Raw genomic sequence first — 19,714 nt, 5'->3', positions numbered from 1 at the left:
TTTCACTCTACACTCTCTCCGGGGCCGTATCGGCATCGCCGGATGCTTGGAATCCCAAAATATGCCAATGAAGCGTGTTCTCATGATTGCTTACCATTTCCCCCCGTTGGCCGGGAGTAGTGGTATCCAGCGAACTTTGCGTTTTGTCCAACACTTGCCAAATTTTGGGTGGGAGCCTTTGGTTCTTACTGCGGATCAGAAGGCATATGAATCGACGAGCGACGATTTATTGGCCGAAATCCCCCCAAGAACCGTCGTACGAAGGACGTTAGCGCTTGATACAGCCAGGCACCTATCAATCGGCGGGCGATATTTCAATTGGATGGCGCAACCAGATCGTTGGATTAGTTGGAAATATTCGGCTGTGCGCGAAGGCTTGAGAATGATCCAGCAATATCGGCCGGATGCAATTTGGTCTACATACCCGATTGCAACCGCCCATCTCATCGGTGCGGAATTATGTGAAAAGACAAATCTCCCATGGATTGCCGACTTCCGTGACCCAATGGCGCAAGAAGGATATCCGGCGGATGAAAAGACATGGCGCAGTTTCAAGCGAGTTGAAGAGAAGGCAGTTGAGTTAGCCAAACTATGCCTTTTTACAACGCCAGGGGCTGCTCGCATGTATCAGGAGAGATACCCTCAACAAGCAGATCGAATGATCGTGCTAGAGAACGGTTATGACGAAGAGAGCTTTTCGAGCGTGACAACGGATGGTGATACCAATAATCAGCTCAATCCTGGTTGCCTAACTTTTTTGCATAGCGGCATCGTTTATCCAGAAGAGCGAGATCCCAGACAACTATTCATCGTGCTTGCAAAGCTCAAGGATCAAAAGTTTATTGAAAAAGGTGATATCAAGATTCGATTTCGCGCAGCAGTTCACGAAGAGTTGCTGCACTCTCTTGCTACTGAGCATGGCGTATCCGATTTTGTTGAAGTATGTGGCTCGCTTCCCTATCGCGAAGCGCTCGCTGAAATGCTTCGGGCCGATGCTTTGTTGGTACTTCAGGCTTCAAGTTGTAACGAACAAATTCCAGCCAAAATATATGAATATCTTCGGGCTCGCCGGCCGATTGTTGCGCTTACAGACCCCTTGGGGGATACAGCTAATGTATTGAGGCAAGCAGGCCTTCACTGGATATGTGATTTGGATAGCGCTGATAGAATTGAATCAGGCCTAAAAGAGTGGATTCACTCTTTGCAAGAAAACGACGCTCCTATTCCGGATATTGAGGCCGTTGAACAGTGCTCACGTCGAGGAAGATGTTTGTCACTCTCAGGGTTTTTGAACTCCGTATTGGATCATGGAACGGGTTAGGGATGGTCTGGGTAAGTGCCGTTACGAATATTGTTATATTTTTAAAACAATGAGTTAAGTGGATTCTGGGTCGAATGTTTTGACTTGTTCAGACAATCCTTAGCTGTAATGTCTCAGTAGGTTGTTTACTTGGGGTCCCTTCCCGGAGTATTGGAGGTGGTCACGTGCCAAAATGCCCGCATTCAAAATGTAATAGCTGTCGCCAATTCTCTGCAGATGATGATTTGGCATGCTCTTTGAGTAGTATTTCACGGGCGATTTTTCGGGCTATCCGTATCATCGGGCGATAAATGAGTGCTGAGATAAGTGGGGGCGACTTGCTTATGTAATATGATTCACTGTTCTTTTGAGTAGGATGTTGTTCTGAATCGTGAGCCCATCGTGCCAAAGCCATTCGTTACAACGTTGTGTCTCGGGGTGATGCCAATAACGGCAATGGAGTTAAAAGAAAGACATGGACAACAACAAGCGGGTCTTTAGTAACGCGCACCACTTCCCTCCTGTTTGCGTCATCAGCGGCATTCTGCTTGCCTCGAGTTTCCGTACCCTCTTACGTGAGTTCTGGCGTGAGCCGCTGACCTGCACCGTTTCACCCAATACCCATCAAACTATCGGTCCATCCCAGCAGGGCAAATACCGAAGGATGTTGGTGTTGTTGCGGCATTCTGGCTTGATACATCACCGTATTTGGCGATTGGCGGAAAATACCATCCACTGGATGGCTGGGTTAGCTGGTGGCCAGCGTGTGTCTGGTCAGGTATGAAAATAATTAGCAAGAATCGACCGGAGGCGGTCATCTCGACCTTTCCAACAGCAACAGCCCATAGCATCGGGCTTAGTTGGCAGAAGCGTAGCTGTTTGCTGCGGGGAGGGATGGATTTCCGGACTTCCACGACTGAGCAAGGGGGCGTGTGATCCTTTGACCAGGAAAATACATCTTCGCCTCGATGAGCGGGCCGTCATAAGCTCGAGAACCTATTCGATGCTTGGCGCCTTAGTGCTCGTTTAAGCGTCGCCAGCGAGGCTGCCGCGCTAAAATCAGGGAAGTCGCGAACGACCAAACTATTCAGACTTCTTGACCAACTTATCAAATAAAGCATTGACCGAACATGGGACTCAAGCAATTCGCGACACAACTCAAAGAGCGCCTGATCGATGAGCCAAAGCTGCCGGCTCCTGCTCGCCAACAACTAGAACTCGACCGCGTAGGGCTGCCGGAATATGACGCTGGACCGGAGGCGGTGGCCGCAGCAAACATACAGTGGCTTATTCGCTCCCAGGAGTGCTCGAAATTTCGCGACGGTGGTTCAGCGAGGGATTTCAGCCTTGTTCATGGCTGGGCTAGTTCTTACCCGGAAACCAGTGGTTACATCGTGCCGACACTGATTGCCTATGCAGATCGAACCAATGACCAAGTGCTGCTTGCCAATGCGCGAACGATGCTTGATTGGCTGGTATCCATTCAGTTTCCCGAGGGAGGGTTCCAGGGTGGCAAGGTTGACGGTTCCCCGCGCGTTCCGGTCACCTTCAACACCGGTCAAATCCTGATGGGACTCGCAGCTGGAGCTCGTCGCTTCGGCGCCAGCTACCTTGATCCGATGAACCGTGCGGCAGCGTGGCTGAGAGACTCGCTTGATGCCGACGGCTGCTGGCGCAAACACCCAACACCCTTTGCAGCACCGGGTGAAAAAGCCTACGAAACTCACGTTTCCTGGGGGCTTTTCGAGGCAGCGCGTGTAAATCCAGATGCCGGTTTTGGTGAAGCAGGTCTCAAACAGGTGCGTTGGGCGCTTACCAAGCAACAGGCGAATGGTTGGTTCGCCAGTAACTGCCTGGACGAGCCGGATCGTCCGCTGACGCACACCATCGGATACGTACTTCGCGGTGTCATCGAAGCCTATCGCCTTTCTGGCGAAGCGGATCTTCTGCAGGCGGCTGAACGTACCGCGCAGGCCTTGTTACGCATCATCGAAGCAGATGGCCGGATTGCCGGTCGTCTCGATAGCAACTGGCAACCCGCGGTAGATTGGGTATGCTTGACCGGAAATGTTCAAATCGCGGCTTGCTGGTTCATCCTTCATGCCATTACCGGAAACCGGGCCTACGCCGAAGCAGCGTGTCTAGCCAATCGCTATGTGCGCCGTAGCGTGCATCTGGCTGGATCGGCTGACGTGATTGGCGGCATTCGCGGTGCTTATCCCGTGAATGGACACTACGGTCGATTTGAATACCTCAACTGGGCAGCCAAGTTTTGTGCCGACGCACAGTTGATGGAACTCGATCTGAAGGCTGCCTGACGTGCCGGTTCCGCCAGGGTTATCCGATTGAGCCTTCGTAGCCAGTTTCTCACGGGCCTTAAATGGACTGTGGTCGGTCGCCTTGCGACACAGCTTGTGACATGGGCCATCACCATCTACGTGATGAGGCTTGTCGTTCCGGACCAATACGGTCTGATGGCGTTGGCGTCGATTTTCAGTTCTTTTTTCGGATTGCTCTCAGAAATCGGTCTTGGCTCGGCACTCGTCAGGACCAAGGATGTCTCCGACCGGCAGTTACGTCAGATATTCGGTATCGTGCTGCTCTCGAATATCGTGGTACTCGTCCTGATGGCGATGGTTGCTGCGCCGCTCGCCTCGGCCTTTTTCGAATCGCCGGACCTGTTGCAGGTCATTCAGGTGATCGCCTTGCAGTTTGTGCCTGCTGCCTTTGCAGTCGTTCCGTCCGCCCTGTTGGCAAGGGAGATGTCCTTTGGTGGTCGCGCCATAGTCGATTTTTCAGCCAGCTTGAGCGGCTCCCTGCTAACGCTCGGTATGGCCTACTACGGATACGGCGTATACGCGCTGGCTTGGGGCAGCATTGCCATTGCGGTCATCCGCGCAATCGGACTGAATTTCCTGGTGCGACCGGTTGGTATGCCAATATTCGAGTTCTCCGGTTGCGGAGAAATGTTCCATTTTGGACGTAACGTGGCGCAGCACCAGTTTGTCTGGTTTTTCTATTCCCAGGCCGATTCCTTTATTGTCGGCAAAATGCTGGGTGGGCATGCGCTGGGCATCTACTCGATTTCGATGGAATTGGCATCGCTCCCGGCCGCCCGCATTTCTGCCGTACTCAACCAGGTCGGTACGCCAGCATTGTCCAAGGTCCACCGGGAAGGCGGCAAAGTCGGCAGCTATCTCCTGAAGGGCATGCGCACCCTGAGCCTGTTTGCTTTCCCCGTCATGTGGGGCATCTCGTGTGTTGCCCCCGAACTGGTGAGGACACTTCTCGGCGAAACCTGGGAGGAAGCCATTGTGCCCCTCGCCATGATCTGTCTCATGATGCCGTTGCGCGTACTCTCCGTATTCGTCGCCGGCGGGTTGCAATCAGTAGGGCGGGCGGACGTCAGCTTCCGGAACATCTGTACCACCGCCGTCGTAATGTGCCTCGCCTTCATCGTGACTTACCGTTACGGCCTTGTGGCGCTCAGCTTGTCGTGGGTCTTTGTTTTCCCGATCGTATTCTTTTGGAATTTGTACAGATCGAGTCCTCATCTGGAAGTGGCGACCCGTGCACTGATAGCCACCATGCTCCCCTCTCTGCTGTGTAGCACGGCCATGTACGGAGCAGTGGCTGCAACGCGATATATATCGACGCTATCTTCACTTGAAAATCTTGTGCTCCTGATCTTAACGGGCGCACTGTCTTACGGTCTTACGGCATGGGTAGTCAACCGGCAGGGCTTGCTGGAAGTCTTGAACATCGTGCGGGGGCGGACCGCTTGAACGGGTTGCTGCCGACAAGGCAGGAACCGTTGTGGAGTAAGCAATGACAATATTTGCAGGAATCGTCGCGAGAGCGCCGTCGGTGGTAGTACCCGATGCGGTAAGAGCGGGTTTGAAGCGGGAGCTGTCTCGTTTTCGGAACGAAGTTGTCACCGAAGTGGCCGGAAAAGGCTTTCATTTCGTCAAGGTCGACATTGGAGCTTTCGGAAGTGCTGGAATTCTTGATGACGAACGGCAACTTGCGCTCTTGGCTGGAGAGCCTTTGCTGGTCGATGAGCACCGTGGAAGCCCTGCTTCCCGGGAAGAAGACCTTGCCAGCTTGCAACACGCCGTGGCGACCGGTGACTGGAGCGTTCCGGACCGGGCCAGCGGAACCTTCTGTGCTGCCTTCTTCGACAAGGCCTCCGGGGATTTGACCCTGCTGGCCGATCATTTCGGTGTGCGCCCCATCTACTACTGGGTGGGCGATCAATATGCCGTTTTCTCGACCGCATTGCGGGTACTCGAGGCGCTGCCGATTGTGCCGAAGCGAGCTGATACGGCCGGCTTGATGGAATATGCGGCCTTTCACTTCTCGTTGGCCGACAGGACGCCATTTGCCGACATCAAGACAATTCGCGAAGCAGAGGCCATTACGATCACAACCCAAGGCATCGTGGCCAATAACTATCGCTGGTGGCCGAACCTGCAAGGGTTTTCCGGTTCTCTACAGGAGGGTACCGAACTCGCGCATGCTGAATTCGAAAATGCCGTCCGGCGACGCCTAGGGCAGGATCGCAAGGTCGCCGCCTTTCTCAGCGGCGGTCTGGACTCGCGGGCGATTGTCGGATGCCTCAGCGAACAAAGAATTACTGTCCATACCGCCAATTGCTCCCGTCCCAATACACAGGATGAAGTATTCGGGCAGATGATTGCCGAGGCGCTGGGTACCCGCCACCATCAAATCGGGCAGCGTCCGAACGCCGTCGCCGATTGGCTGGCTGCCGTGGCGACGTCCGATCTGGCGCCGGAGCATCCGAAGATGATCTGGGGAGGAGATGGCGGTAGTGTTGGCCTTGGCCATGTTTACCTGACTGAAAAACTCATGGCCCTGATGCGGGAGGGCAGGACTGAAGCAGCAGCAGAACAGTTCCTCTGCCACAATCGCCTGGGCCTGACGCTCGGCGCATTGCATCCGGAGGAGGCTGCCAGGCTCGCCGAATTGCCCAAGGTGGGGGTGGTGGCAGAACTCGAGCGTCTTGCCGAATGCCCAGACCCCGGGCGGCGCATGCACCTCTTCCTGATGTTCAACGATCAGCGCCGCCACATGGCCGAACACTTCGAGAACATCGACCTGAAGCGCATTGAGCTTCAACTGCCGTTTTTCGACACACGTTTCATGGCTGTCATTCTCTCCTTGCCCATCGATAGCTGTCTTTATCATCGCTTTTATCTGGAATGGCTCGGCCACTTTCCTCCAGCAGTTACCAGCGTTCCGTGGCAAGCCTACCCCGGCCATTTACCATGCCCGATTCCGTCACCACCCGGCGTCCGGCTGCAATGGGATGCCGAGACGGGCGATGCCGCAAAACGCTTGCGGCGTGAGGATGTTCGCAGATACTGGTCGCTGGCCCGTGCGGGTGGAAGAGTCTCCGACGGCTTGATCAATCGCAGAAAACTGATCGGCGCCGTTCTGCTTACCTACTTCGGTATTCAGGATTATTCCTACGCCTTGCAATTCGCATCATCGGTGTTGCTGTATGCCAATCAATGCCAGGATATTGACGGGCCGAAATGATGCGCGATCCCGTAAGTCCGGCTGCTGAAAAACCTACCGGTCATCCCGCTCCCGCTGCGGTAGCCAGTGGTTTGATGACCGAGGATTTCTCGGTCTATCTCGATCTGGTTCGCTTTCTGGCTGCGCTGGCGGTTCTGGTCGGACACCTCGACCAGGATGGTATGGCAACGGGCTGGCTGGAGATCGGTCACTTCGGTCATGAGGCCGTTGTGATCTTCTTTGTTTTGTCCGGCCTCGTGATCAGCCATTCCGCCTTCGGTCGAGAGCATGACTGGCGCGCCTACGTGGCAGCCCGCTTTGCACGAATCTACTCCGTCGTCTTGCCGGCCATCGTGCTCAGCTTTGCGGTCAAGGCATTGGGTGTGATGATGGACCCTCAGGGACTCGGCCCCATTTTCTTTGGCAAAGAACTGGCTTGGGGGAATCTGTTTGGGGCGCTGTTCTTCCTCAATGAATCGTGGTCAATGAGCACGGCACTTCCCTGGAACGATCCGTTCTGGTCGCTGTGCTATGAGGCGTGGTACTACGTCATCTTTGGCCTTACCTTGTTCGTTCAGGGTTGGCGACGCTGGCTTTGGGTGACGGCAGCAGCATTGCTCGCCGGGCCGGCCATCCTGCTCCTTTTTCCGCTGTGGTTACTGGGTTCATGGCTTGCCGCACATGGGGCAAGGCTTGTGCCTAGCCATGCTTGGGGTCTGGTTATCTGGATTGGATCAATCTTGACAATCATTGGACTTCATTACACAGGGGTTGATGTGCAGATAAAAGAGAACCTCCACGACACCATTCCGGGGTTTTGGCACTTACAAGCCTCGCAAACATTCGCGACCGACTATGTGCTCGGCTTGCTGGTGGCCGCCAACTTCCTGGCTTTTCGCGGACTCGACGACAGCGCCAAGGTCTGGCTGCAGGCCTGCAGGAAGCCGGTCGTCTTCTTGGCCGGTTACACCTTCAGCCTATATCTGTTTCATCGTCCAATGTCGCAGTTCATCGGCTATTTCTTTCCCAATTCCGGACATGACAAGGCGATCGCTCTTGGGTCGATACTGGGCGTTGCCCTGATCTGCCTCGCGCTCGGCGCGCTGACCGAGCAACGCAAGCAGAGTTACCGCCGCCTGGCCATGCGTTTTCTCGGGCGTATACGCCCGGTCTGAGGGAATATCTTGTTCAATTCGTCGCTAGCATTAGCAGTTGGGGAGTTTGCATGAGCATCATTAATGCCAAGGCAGTCGTGGTTGGGAGTGGTCTTAATGCGCTGGGTATCGTGCGCAGCCTGGCCAAGGCAGGCATTCCGGTCGTCGTATTCGGCGATGACGAGGATGCGGCAATGCATACCCGTCTCGCACGACGCCACCGCATTGACAGTACGGGGGGCGATTCGGTGATTGACGCGCTGGTTGCGTTTGGAAAATCCGAGTCGGTCAAACCGGTACTTTTCCTGACCGAAGAAAAATCAGTGACCACGGTTTCCGAGCGGAGAGAGGAGATTCTGCCCTGGTATCGCCTGACACTGCCCGAGCATGAGCTCCTGATGGCGCTCATGCGCAAGGAGGAGTTTCAGCAGTACGCACAGAATCTCGGCTATTCCATACCTGCTGCTGAGCACCTGCGTTCGCCTGTTGATCTCGGCAGGTTGTCCTCGTTGCGCTATCCATGTGTCCTCAAGCCGGCCGTCAAAGACTACGCCTATGGGGCAAAGTTCAAAAAGGCGTATGTGGTTGCGAACCCGGATGAGGCGGTGGCCCTGTTCAACGAGATTTCTCCGGTTCTGTCCGACCTCATTGTCCAGGAGTGGATCGAGGGGACCGATTCGGATATTTATTTCTGCCTTCAATACATCAATGCCGATCAGGCTGAAGTGGTGTCGTTTGTGGGACGCAAGCTGCGCTCCTGGCCACCACGGATAGGTGGAACAGCCAGTTGTGTGGCAGCGCCGGAGTTTCATCAGGAACTGGCCGCTGAAACGACTGCATTTTTCCGCGATGTCGGTTTCGTTGGTATGGGCAGCATGGAATACAAGCGGGATTCCCGTGATGGTCGTTTCTACATGGTCGAACCGACTGTCGGACGTACCGATTTCCAGGAAGAGGTTGCCACGGTGAATGGCATCAATATCCCGCTTGCGGCTTACTGCCGGGAAACCGGGATGCCAGCGCCGACCGGAAATTACTTCCAGCCGGCGCGTATCTGGCGGGAGCCGGTGACCGACAAGTGGTCTGCCGAATTACAGCCGGAGTTGGGAAACCCTCCAGCCAGCCCGTTGGTCGACGCCTACTGGCGCTTGTCTGACCCAATGCCCTGGCTGGAGCTAACCTTGGGGCGCATCAAGGCGCGCCTGGCTTCACTGGGGATTTTCGGGCGAGGCTGAGGCGCGCTGGAGCAGCAGGCGCTGATCGGCATTTCGTCGAGAACCCAGCTTTCTGGCGGCATAGAGCGCCAGTGGTAGCGATGCCCAGCGCTTGGATGCCAGTGCGACCAGGATGGGAGAGGGGTTGCGGCGGGTGAGTATGTGCAGTCGTCCCTGCCGGATATAGCGCAGACCGAGACGTTCACCCAGAATGGCAAGGCCCCGGGCCGAAAAAAACGAGATGTGCTGGCCAGTTTCGAATGCGTAGTAAGACCATTTGTCGGCGGCAGGCGGTTTTCCGTCCGGGAATACTTCTGTGGTGAAGATCAGTGTGTCGCTTTTACAACGCGCCAGGTTGTCGCGTATGAAGGCTGCCGGGTCAACGGTGTGCTCAAGTACTTCGATGGCTGTAACGCCATCGCACGGGCCCAGCGCTCCGCTGTATTCGAAGCCTCGTGCCAGAATGTTCTTGGCGTAGGAATCCGACCAGTAAAAATCGAAGCCGAGATCCCGCATCAGGCGCGTCAGCAAACCGTAGCCGCCGGCTACGTCGGCAAAGCGCCCCTGGCCGCGTTCATGGAAGGCAAGATAGAGTAAGGCCGCCAATCGGAGTGAGGTGAAAATGTTGCGCGCTGCGATGTCGGTATCCGACTCGACGATGGCTTCAGAGTAGGCCTCTGCCAGCCAGTGTGCTTGCGGTACAAACACGTAGTCGCAGGTCCGGCAGTGTTGGTAAGCGGTTGTGTATTTTCCCAGGACTGCCCGTTCAAACAGGAACGAGCTTTCTTTACCGCAGAGAGGGCAGGGAGCCGACATAGACATGCTTTCGATGTATGGATGTTCAACCAAGGATGGGCGCGCGGGCGACGAGAACCTTGTCTGCAAGGTCGAGTACTTTGCGGGTAAACGTATCCCGGTTGTATATGGTGCTGACGATCTGGTGGCCTATTTCGGCCTGCTCGTGCCGTCGGGCCGGATTGCTCAGCATCGTAATGCAGTGGTCTACGAAGGTATCGTCGTCTGCTGCAACTGATATGGCTTTGCCGGCGACAAGGTCGCTTTCGAAAGCGCTGGCGCAGTGCGGTGTCGTGACGCAGGCGCGGCCAAAGGCGAGCGATTCGACGACCTTGATGTTTGTGCCGCCACCAAAGTAAATGGGGGCGATCGTGAACGCTGCCGAACGATAGGCATCGCCCAGATCGTCGACAAAGCCCGGAGCACTTACACCGGGGTGCTTCTCCCAGTTTTTTCTGGTTTCCTGGGGCGCAGCGCCGATCAAGCTGAGTGTTGCTGTAGGAACGGCTGATCGTATCCGGGGCCAGCAGTTGGCGAGAAAATGGTCTATCCCGTTCGAATTCGGCGCATACCAGAGCGCACCGACAAACAGGATATTGCTGCTGACGTTATCCGGTAGCGGAATCTTCGGGGGGGCAAACGGTATATTGGGCAGGGTTGCGCTCAGGCGTTGCGGTTCGGAGTTGCGGTCGCGTTCGGAGACGAAGAAAAATCCGTTGAAGCGCCCAAGTTGACGTTTGGCTAGCCAAGCAGCGTAAGTCTGTTTCAGGCGCTGCGCGACGGCAGATGGTGAAAATCCATTGTCGGTTCCATAGCTCTTTTGCCAGTCGTCGAGATCGACAATGGTGGGTATGTCTCGGGGAAGATGAAGTTTGCAGATCGGGTTGAGATAACGGCCGACAATCATGTCGTACTGTCGGTAGTCCGGTTTCCGGGGGGCTCCTTCAGTTTCGGAGAATGTTTGCGGTGCGTATTTCGAGATGCCGAATCGGGATTTTTTCCACAGCAATTCGGCAATGATGCGGTCGTCTTTCGCCGTCGAAACGCGTGACGACAGATCTGTGGGGGAAACCAGAAGCACGTCAGTTTGACCCAACTGAAGCAATGCCTCGTACAACAATGCGGTGCGCTGCTCGGCGCCCGATTGGGGCGAGAAAGGCGAGCTGGGCGTAACGAGCAATATCTTGCGGTTGTGTGTCATTTCAAGCAGGTGGTCGCCATGGGCCGGTTAGGCATTCGATTTTCCAAGGCATGGCGCGCTCCCTATGTTTTGAGGGACTCCACATTACCATATGACATCAGTGTTTTGCTGAGGGTTTCGGTCCCTAGGGATGTTACGGATGAGGGTATGAATCAATCAGGCTCGGTGCTTGGTCGGCTTTGGACCAGTCGCGGATTTCGCGCATACGGCGCAAGGCGAACAACCAACTCGGGTGGAGCGCGATGCGATGCCAGTTCGGCCCGGTGTTGCCGTACCACCATTGCAGTACGAGCTCGCGTGCGGTTGGCGGAAGGGTTTCGGGGGAGCGGCGATGGCGCCCGAGGTGGTCGCTGACGGCAAGATTTTCCAGTTGCCCTTGCGACTGTCGAAGGAGTCGCTTCACGTGCGTGCGTATATCGCCCGGATGCCACCAGCGTAGGGTGTTAGTTTTCCAGGTTGCATCCCCTTGGACCAGAATTTGGCCTGGATCCCAATTGTGCTTGGATGGATCGAAGCGGAAATTCAGGATGGCTCCGATCAGCGAATCTGTGCGATAGAGCCCCTTTGGCAGGCATATTGCACGTTGGCGGAGCTCCTCCATGGTTCGCTTGGGTAGGGCAAAGAGATTGCCGTGAATCCCGCCGCTGCGTAGCATGACGGCGGCTTGCCAGCGTGCAGAGCTGCCACAGGATGGGACGCCGGAGACGGCCAGCGCTTGTGGCGATTCGCTGATTGCGCGTGATAGCAAATGCAGTGCATCCGGCTTGGGCTCAGCATAGCCGTCGACAAAAAACGTTAACTCGGCACCCGGGTAGAGTCGGTGGACGTAAGCGTTCCAGGTCTGTGCCTTGTCGCCCACTTCCAGAAACCAGATGTCGATCCTGATTCCCTTCGGGGGGCTGTAGGAACGCTCCTGATAGCGGCGCGACAACTGGTCGGCAAGGTTTCTGTTGCCATTGACCAGAATTGCGATTTGACAGTCATCTTCTGTTACTGCCTGATTGATCGCTTCGATGGTGGACTCAATGGTCTCTGCAGATTCCCGCGCAGCAAATACTACAACTGCCCACTTTGGTGGCGTGGTAGCTGTCATTGCGCTGTCAGGCTGTTGCATCGTTCGTTAACTTAAAAGGTTTTCCCATGGCGAGCGCGCAGCGCAGCGCAAATCGACGGGGCGTACGATCCCATGGGGTGAAGCGGGGAATCAGGAAGGGGTCGGTATGCATGGTTGCAATTCCCCAGTCTGTCGTTGCTGCGGCGCGGAAGCCCAGTTTTTTGGCCATCGCGACGTGTTGCAGGCTGAGATCTCGACTTGTATTGCCGTTTGGGTAGGCGAACGACGTGATGGGTTCGCCCAGGATGGCCTCTAGCTCGTCCTTGCTGCGCGCCAATTCAGCTTCTGCCACATTGTCTGGCAAACCGCTGAGAATCGGGTGGGTGTGCGTGTGTGCCCCAATTTCCATTCCGGAGTTGCGCAGTGTCCTGACTTCGATTGGCGTCATCATGGTGTCGTAGGATTCGCCAATGCCGGCTGCGTTGGTCAGAGATTGAGATAGCTCGCTTCGCTGACCGTGAGGAAGATATTTGAGCGCGTCAAGAAGCTGGGAGATGCATTCGGCACGCGTAACGCCGGAGCCGAGCTGGCATGGAGCGAGGCCATATGGTGTGCGGTCAAACTCTCCGTCGGGCATTTGTCTCACTGCCTCAATGACTTTGTCATTCCACATTCTCTGCCGATCCAGATAGGCTGTCGCAATGAAAAACGTTCCGGGTACGCCATATTTTTTCAGCGTGGGTGCGGCTAGGGTCGCGTTGTTCTGATAGCCGTCGTCGAAGGTGATACAAGCACATCCGGGCGGGAGGGTGCCCGACTGAAGGCGGGAAACCGCGTCGCCGAAGGTCAGTACGGTATAGGCGTCGGCAATGAAACGGACCATCCAGTCAAATTCTTTGATACTGGGCTCTCCCGCCATTAGTTCGTCAGTTTCGGGCAGGACTCGGTGAAAGATGAAGACTTGTAACTTGGCTGACTTTCCCTTGCCTGATAAATGGCGTATCGCAGTTTTCCAAAGCATTTTGGCTTAGCCGAAAACGGCATCTCCAGCGGTGGGTACGAGAGAAATATTGAATGTGTTCAACATGTAGAGCGTCATGCCTGCAGCGAAGGGAGAATCATTGTTCCTTTTTTCCTTTTGACGGATTACCTTGAATTTCGGATTGGAGCGACTTCAGCGCGCGTGAGTCAGGCGTGTTTTCGAGCCCTTCCTCAACGACTTTCAAGGCTTCTTTGTTTCTTCCTGCTTGGCGAAGATAAATCGCCCACTGGAGGTATGCGCGCCAGTTTTTCGGGTCGAGCTTGTTTGCCTCTTGAAAGGATGACTCGGCAGCTCGGGCGTTGCCCAAACGTAGTAGCGCCAGCCCTCTGGTTCCATACATTTCAGAAAACAATGAGGAGTTTCCGGACGTGACCGGATGATTGTTAAAGACGTAATCGATATCGGCAACCACGTTGGAAAGAATGCTCGTGCGCTCCTGAATGGAGATACCTGCGCGATACGAACGCGTAAGATTGACGAGTGCCCAGCAGTAGTGGTGCAGGGATCCGACGTATGAAGCGCTTCCTTCAAAGTAAGCCTGGTTTGAGACGCTGTGGCGTACGGAAACGTGGCTCTTTTGCCGGCAATATTCTGGGAGCATCCCAAATTCGCCATCGCTCATGACCATTCCGGCACTGATGGCCAGACCTGGTGTGAGCAGTGAAAGTCCAATGAGAACTGCAAGGATTCTCAGGGCTATATGCATTTTTAAAAAAATGGGCCAGATAACGGTTTGGCGGAACCGGGGCATTTGATGATCTCTCATGGATTGTTGGCGCTGTTGGAAATGAGTTTGCTCTCCTTTTGGGTGGCTTCAACAATTACTACAAGGCCTGCTAGAAAATAAGGGAAGTCGTAGTGCAGAAGTCCAAGGAAGGCTCCGCCTGCAGCGAAACCAAGCAGGCTCACCTGAATCATGTGCATAAGTAATGGAATCCACTGCGCATCGGCACCGGTAGCATATTCCTTTGCAATCTTACTGGCCTTTACCCAAGTGAGGAGCCCGATGGAAAGATAAAGGATGAGACCCGGAAAGCCATGTTCTCCCAATGCCTGGAAATAGATGCTATGGGCGTCAAACGATTTGGACCACGGTCCGGGTGAATAAAGACTGTAGAGCAGATCGCTGCCTACCTGGAAACCTGCGCCAACCAAAGGGCGATCCAGTGCCATATTCCATATGGTCGCCCAGGTGTTCAGGCGTGCTTGGGCTGAGCCATCATCCTGATAGGTCTCGATCGTGTGCATGCGTGCGTGCCATGATTCTGGCATGAAAATCGCTGCAACAATACCGGTAGCGATCATTACCATCGCTAATGGTAAGCGTCGGTCACTTTTGAGTATGAAAAAAACCGACATGGCGACGATCGCTATCAGCGCCCCACGCGAGTGGCTTCCAAGTACTGAAAAGAGGCAGGCAACGATGCTGACCCACATGCCGATTTTTATCCACTTGTTATTTGAAATCTGTTTCAGGTAGTAAAGCAACGGGATAAGCGTGACGAGGGCAAGTGCGAGTTCATTATTTCCTTCGATGAACGTTTCAGCTGGCCCCCAAACCCGAGATTCGCCTCCCATGATTATCGTGAAGAAGCCACCTTTGACGCCGTAATAACCGATCGATACAGATATCACCCAGATCAAATACTCAATATGCTTTCGGCCACGGATAAGCATGAGTGTGGCCATAAGCATAAGATGTGACTTGAGAACTTGTTTCCACATGTAGATGACGGAGTCACTATCAGGATTCATTGCCGTAATTGTCGTAATTGACATCCAGCAGATAAATATCAAGAGCAGCACAGTGAAGCCGGTAACAGGAAATGGCTTGCGCTGGGAGGAAAAAGTCAGGGCAATCAGAGTGGTAATTGCAACCATCATTGCGAACGGAAGAGAGTAGGCAATTCCATAAGCAAGACGGTGCGGGGCCATAAGACTAATCCAAGCCCATGCGAGCGCGCCGATATAGGGGCGACGCAGTATCGCTGGAATGAGTGCTACAAAAATTGTTATGAGTGCAATATCACGCATTTAGTTTTTTTCCAGCTGTGTGGTAGTGCATTGCATAGCTATGATGCGACGAAATAGCTTGATTTGGCGGACTGATGTTTCGGTCCAAGAGTATTTCTCGGCGAATTGGCGAACAGCTGCGCGGTCAGGGAACTTATCCATAAGGCCATGGAGTTCCTTGAGGAGGGTTGCTGAATCTCTGGTGAGCATCAGACGGCCAACTTGCGGATTCGTCACAATTTCTGGAGTTCCTCCGACTGAAGTTGAAACAACCGGTGTTCCACAGGCCATGGATTCGAGCAAGACGTTGGCCCAACCCTCCCTGCTGGAGCAAAGTACCAGCACATCTGCGGCGCTGTACCACCAGCGTAGGTCAGTGTTGGGTATTGGGCCCGCGAAAACGACGCGGTCGTTAACCTTCAGACGCTCGGCGAGACCTTTCAGTTCGGACTCGAGTGGACCTTGTCCGACGATAACCAGTGTTGTATCGGTAGGGAGCTTAGTCATTGCTGAAATGGCGATATCGTGACCCTTAAGTTCAACCAAATTACCGACTGAAAGGATGATCTGGCGAGCAGTTAAGCCTAAGCGGCCACGCGCTTCTTCCTTTGGCTCCGGGCGAAAGCGCTCAAGGTCTACCCCGTTGCGGAATACCTCCAGTTTTTCGGGCGCTGCTCCCAGGCTGGAAAGCTTTTCCATCAGTGCATTGCAGACCCCTATCGAGGCATCAGCCAGTGACGCCGTTTCCAGAATACGTCTGCGGGGTTCGCTATAGTTCGGAATCAGATTGAGATCGGTGCCTCGTGCAGTCACGATAAAAGGCTTGCCAATTTTTCGGGCAATGATGCCGGCGGCAACGCCATCGGGATAATAGTAGTGGGCATCGATCAGATCGAAGTCAAAGCCATTGGCGATAAGTTTGCGTATGGTCGGTAGAGCGCCATTGGCGAGTGCCTGCGGAGCCAAGTTCATGCCAATTTTGGGCAGAAGGTAATAACGAGGATGGTGGACGCTGACACCATTCCAATGTTCTGATTTCGGGGTGGCGGAAAAGCGTCCGTATTCACCGAAGCGCTTGCTGGAGAAGGGAAACCAGGGCACCGGAGCGACCACCTGAGTTTCGACTTCGCCCGTTTTCAGCAGCTCGCGTAATCGGGTTTCTACAAAGATACCGTGTCCCGGGCGTACGGAGCTTGGGTACAGTGAAGAAAATAGAAGGGTCTTGATCGGGCGAGCCATTAGAAGTCGTCGAGATGGGCGTTTCGGGCTCCGAAGATCAAAGAGGCTTCTTGTTAAGTAGCCGGGTGTACGGCGCGATATAGTTGGCAACGCTATTGCGCCAGTTGCGAACGTCCTCGACGAAACGGCGGCCATTGGCGTGAAGTTGGGGCCAATGCCCGCGGGAGGAAATCAGTTCCCGAATGCTGGTTGCCAATGCTTCCGGATTACCCGCTTTGAACAGGATTCCGTTGTAGCGGTCAGTGATGAGTTCCTGATGTCCCCCGACGTCTGATGCAACGAAGAGTTTGCCTTGGGCCATCGCTTCCAGCGGCTTGAGCGGCGTCACCAGTTCAGTCAAACGCATCGAGTGGCGGGGATATGCAAGGACGTCGATCAGATTGTAATAGCGGTTAACTTCCTTGTGCGGTACCCGGCCCGTGAATATGACCTTGTCGGATATGCCCAAGGCCTTGGCTTGTTGTTTCAGATTGTTTTCCTGTGGCCCCCCGCCAACCAGCAGAAGACAGGTTTCGGGGGCCGTTTCCAGGATCATCGGGAAGCTGTTGAGCAATAGGTCGAGTCCTTCGTAGGCATAGAAGGAGCCGATAAAACCGATCACTGTTTTTTCGTTCAGCCCCCATTGGAGCTGGAGTTGCGGGTCGGGTGGGCTGGCCAGCTGGAACGATTCGATGTCGACTGCATTAGGGATGACGGTCACTTTTTCGGAAGGAACGCCTCGTGCCACGATATCGGCCCGCAGACCTTCGCAAATTGTGAATACATGGTCGACCTGCCGAATGGCGTGAGTTTCCAAGGCGCGTGTGGCCTGATAGCGCAGGCTGCCTTCGTGGGTGCTGCCATGATCGACCGCGGCATCTTCCCAGAAGGCGCGGATTTCGTAGACGACCGGAATGCCTAGTTTGCGGGCCACCTTGATGGCGGGAAAGGCATTGAGTACCGGGGAGTGGGCGTGGATGATGTCCGGACGAATTTCGCGAGCGACTTCTTCGATACGCTTCTCCAACTGCTGCATCAAGGCGAATTCCTTGATGACCGGTAGTCTGGACGTGATGCCGGTGGGCAGCGGGGTACGATAAAACTGCAGGCCGTCTACTTCTTCGATGGCTGCGTTGCTGGCACCTTGCTTGGGTGAAGTGACATGGAAGGTTTGCCACCCTAGGGCGCGCTGTTCACGGAGCAGGGCGGCCGTACGGAAAGTATAGCCACTATGGAGCGGGATCGAGTGGTCGAGAATGTGCAGCGTGCGGGTCATGCCTGTAACTCCGGCTCCATGACGTTGCGCAGGAAAGCTTCGAACATCAACAAAGTCCAGATCGAAGCGCTGTAATCCCGGGTACCGTTGTTGTGATCGGTGACCAGTTGCTGCAGATAGCCACGGTTGAACCAGCCGGTGTCAGCCAGACGCGAGCCGAGAATGGCATCCTGGACACGTTGCTTAAGCGGGCCACGGAACCAGCGGGCGAGCGGTACCGAGAAGCCCATTTTGGGCCGGTAGAGTACGTCGTTCGGGAGATAGGATTCCATCGATTTCTTGAGAATGTATTTTCCCTCTTGGCCGCGGATCTTTTCCGATGAGCGCAGCGTCGCAAGCCATTCGACCAGTTTGTGATCCATCAGCGGCTCGCGGACTTCCAGCGAGTGGGCCATGCTGGCACGATCGACCTTGGTGTTGATGTCGCCGACTAGGTAGGTTTTTAGATCGAGATACTGGATCAGAGCGAGCGGGTCATCGGTATTCGCTTTGCTAGCGTGGCGTTGGAATATCTGTTGGGCATCGTAACCGCCTAGGGCGAATTTGAATTTGTCGCTGAATAACTGTCGGCGCATCGGGGCGCGCAGGATGGAAACGGAATGAAAGTAGCCCTCCACCGATGTCCGGGCGATTCCTTCAAAGGTTGTCTTGGCGCGGAAGACGCGCGGTGCCCAATCGGCTTTTGGGTAAAGCTTGCCCAGCGTGCCGAACAGTGGCCGGCGCAGGCCGAGGGGCAAGGCCGAGCGCATTTTCTCTTCCATCAGGTGCAGCTTGTAGCGGCGATAGCCGCCGAAACTTTCATCGCCGCCATCGCCGGAAAGGGCGACCGTGACGTGCTTGCGGGCCAGCTGGCAGACCCGGTAGGTGGGGATGGCCGAGCTGTCGGCGTAGGGTTCGTCGTAAAGCCGGGCGAGCGTGTCGATGAGGTCGAAGTCATCGCTTTCCACTACATCGAGATGGTGGTTGGTGTGGTAGCGGTCGGCCACCATTTTGGCGAATTCGGACTCGTTGAAGGCCGGATCGGAGAAACCGATCGAGCAGGTGTTGACCGGATTGGCCGAGAGGCCGGCCATCATGGCAACCACGGCGCTGGAGTCGACACCGCCGGAGAGGAAGGCGCCGAGCGGTACTTCCGAGATCATGCGGAGCTTGATCGACTCTTCCAGGCGGTGTGTCAGTTCGGCCTGTGCATCGGCATCGCTGATCGGATTGTCGAGCGTGAAGCGGACGTCCCAGTATTCACGCGGCTGGCCGACCGGTTGGCCGCGACGCAAGAGTAGGGTGCAGGCCGGAGGTAGCTTCCTAGCCTGCTTGAAGATGGCGCGCGGCTCGGCGACGTAGCCGAGGGCAAAGTATTCCTCGACGGCACAGGGATCGATCTCACGCTTGAGGCCGCCATGGGCCAGTAGCGATTTCAGTTCGGAACCAAACAAGAAGCTGCCATCGTCGAGCAGGGCATAGAAAAGCGGTTTGACGCCGAGGCGGTCGCGGGCGAGGAACAGGGTTTCGCGATTGCGGTCCCACAGCGCGAAGGCGAACATGCCGCGGAAGCGGTCGACACAGCCCTCGCCCCAGGCTTCCCAGGCGTGGACAATGACTTCGGTGTCGCTACGGGTATGGAAAACGTGGCCGAGAGCCTGCAGTTCGGGAATGAGTTCCTGATAGTTGTAGATTTCGCCATTGAAAACCACGCAGACGCTTTTGTCCTCGTTATAGAGCGGCTGCTGGCCGGTGGACAGGTCAATGATCGACAGGCGGCGGTGGCCGAGACCAACGCCAGGTTCGATGTGGATTCCACCTTCATCGGGGCCGCGATGAAACTGCGATTCGTTCATGCGGCGCAGTACCGCACGATCGATGTCGCGTTTGCCTCTGGTGTCGAAAATGCCGGTGATGCCGCACATGC

At 55.2% G+C, this 19,714-nt stretch carries 16 protein-coding genes; 7 read left to right on the top strand and 9 right to left on the bottom strand.

Features of this window, described 5'->3' with window-relative positions:
* Positions 1-67 precede the first annotated feature (67 nt).
* The 7 genes from KI617_RS10155 to KI617_RS10125 all read left to right on the top strand — a co-directional run bounded on the left by KI617_RS10155 (position 68) and on the right by KI617_RS10125 (position 9,230).
* On the top strand, positions 68-1,321 hold the full coding sequence (locus tag KI617_RS10155) for a glycosyltransferase (protein ID WP_226446000.1): 1,254 nt from the start codon (positions 68-70) through the stop codon (positions 1,319-1,321).
* A 454-nt stretch (positions 1,322-1,775) separates the two neighbouring features.
* Positions 1,776-2,084, top strand: a complete 309-nt coding sequence (locus KI617_RS10150; RefSeq protein WP_226445999.1) for a hypothetical protein — start codon at positions 1,776-1,778, stop codon at positions 2,082-2,084.
* Positions 2,085-2,430: 346 nt separating this feature from the next.
* Complete coding sequence (locus KI617_RS10145) at positions 2,431-3,618, top strand: prenyltransferase/squalene oxidase repeat-containing protein (RefSeq protein WP_226445998.1); 1,188 nt, start codon at positions 2,431-2,433, stop codon at positions 3,616-3,618.
* Between the two features lie 27 nt (positions 3,619-3,645).
* Positions 3,646-5,085: a lipopolysaccharide biosynthesis protein gene (locus KI617_RS10140; RefSeq protein WP_226445997.1), complete on the top strand. Its 1,440-nt coding sequence runs from the start codon at positions 3,646-3,648 to the stop codon at positions 5,083-5,085.
* A 43-nt stretch (positions 5,086-5,128) separates the two neighbouring features.
* Positions 5,129-6,862, top strand: a complete 1,734-nt coding sequence (locus tag KI617_RS10135) for an asparagine synthase-related protein (protein ID WP_226445996.1) — start codon at positions 5,129-5,131, stop codon at positions 6,860-6,862.
* Positions 6,859-8,016 (top strand): acyltransferase family protein, encoded by a 1,158-nt coding sequence (locus KI617_RS10130; RefSeq protein ID WP_226445994.1) that lies wholly within the window; start codon positions 6,859-6,861, stop codon positions 8,014-8,016. Before KI617_RS10135 ends, KI617_RS10130 begins: the two co-directional genes overlap by 4 nt.
* Before the next feature lie 50 nt (positions 8,017-8,066).
* Positions 8,067-9,230 carry a carboxylate--amine ligase gene (locus KI617_RS10125; protein ID WP_226445993.1) on the top strand — a complete coding sequence of 388 codons (1,164 nt, stop codon included), beginning with the start codon at positions 8,067-8,069 and terminating at the stop codon, positions 9,228-9,230.
* On the opposite strand, the gene KI617_RS10120 is transcribed toward KI617_RS10125, so the two are convergent.
* From KI617_RS10120 to KI617_RS10080, 9 genes are all read right to left on the bottom strand, one after another.
* Positions 9,204-9,917, bottom strand: a complete 714-nt coding sequence (locus KI617_RS10120) for a class I SAM-dependent methyltransferase (protein WP_226445991.1) — start codon at positions 9,915-9,917, stop codon at positions 9,204-9,206. The genes KI617_RS10125 and KI617_RS10120 overlap by 27 nt on opposite strands.
* 133 nt (positions 9,918-10,050) lie before the next feature.
* Positions 10,051-11,205, bottom strand: coding sequence for a glycosyltransferase (locus KI617_RS10115; protein ID WP_226445989.1), 1,155 nt, complete (start codon positions 11,203-11,205; stop codon positions 10,051-10,053).
* A gap of 133 nt (positions 11,206-11,338) precedes the next feature.
* Positions 11,339-12,298 carry a glycosyltransferase family protein gene (locus KI617_RS10110; protein ID WP_226445988.1) on the bottom strand — a complete coding sequence of 320 codons (960 nt, stop codon included), beginning with the start codon at positions 12,296-12,298 and terminating at the stop codon, positions 11,339-11,341.
* A 7-nt stretch (positions 12,299-12,305) separates the two neighbouring features.
* A complete protein-coding gene (locus KI617_RS10105; protein ID WP_226445986.1) occupies positions 12,306-13,280 on the bottom strand; it encodes a polysaccharide deacetylase family protein in 975 nt (324 codons plus the stop codon).
* A gap of 97 nt (positions 13,281-13,377) precedes the next feature.
* Positions 13,378-14,052, bottom strand: a complete 675-nt coding sequence (locus KI617_RS10100) for a tetratricopeptide repeat protein (protein ID WP_226445985.1) — start codon at positions 14,050-14,052, stop codon at positions 13,378-13,380.
* An 11-nt stretch (positions 14,053-14,063) separates the two neighbouring features.
* Positions 14,064-15,335 carry a putative O-glycosylation ligase, exosortase A system-associated gene (locus tag KI617_RS10095; RefSeq protein ID WP_226445984.1) on the bottom strand — a complete coding sequence of 424 codons (1,272 nt, stop codon included), beginning with the start codon at positions 15,333-15,335 and terminating at the stop codon, positions 14,064-14,066.
* Positions 15,336-16,553 (bottom strand): glycosyltransferase family 4 protein, encoded by a 1,218-nt coding sequence (locus tag KI617_RS10090; protein ID WP_226445983.1) that lies wholly within the window; start codon positions 16,551-16,553, stop codon positions 15,336-15,338.
* Positions 16,554-16,590: 37 nt separating this feature from the next.
* Complete coding sequence (locus KI617_RS10085; protein WP_226445982.1) at positions 16,591-17,808, bottom strand: TIGR04063 family PEP-CTERM/XrtA system glycosyltransferase; 1,218 nt, start codon at positions 17,806-17,808, stop codon at positions 16,591-16,593.
* A complete protein-coding gene (locus KI617_RS10080; protein WP_226445981.1) occupies positions 17,805-19,712 on the bottom strand; it encodes an XrtA/PEP-CTERM system amidotransferase in 1,908 nt (635 codons plus the stop codon). Before KI617_RS10080 ends, KI617_RS10085 begins: the two co-directional genes overlap by 4 nt.
* Between the last annotated feature and the right edge of the window lie 2 nt (positions 19,713-19,714).

The organism is Ferribacterium limneticum (assembly GCF_020510625.1).
Classification (GTDB): Bacteria; Pseudomonadota; Gammaproteobacteria; order Burkholderiales; family Rhodocyclaceae; genus Azonexus; species Azonexus limneticus_A.
This window is presented reverse-complemented; position numbering and strand designations above follow the sequence as displayed.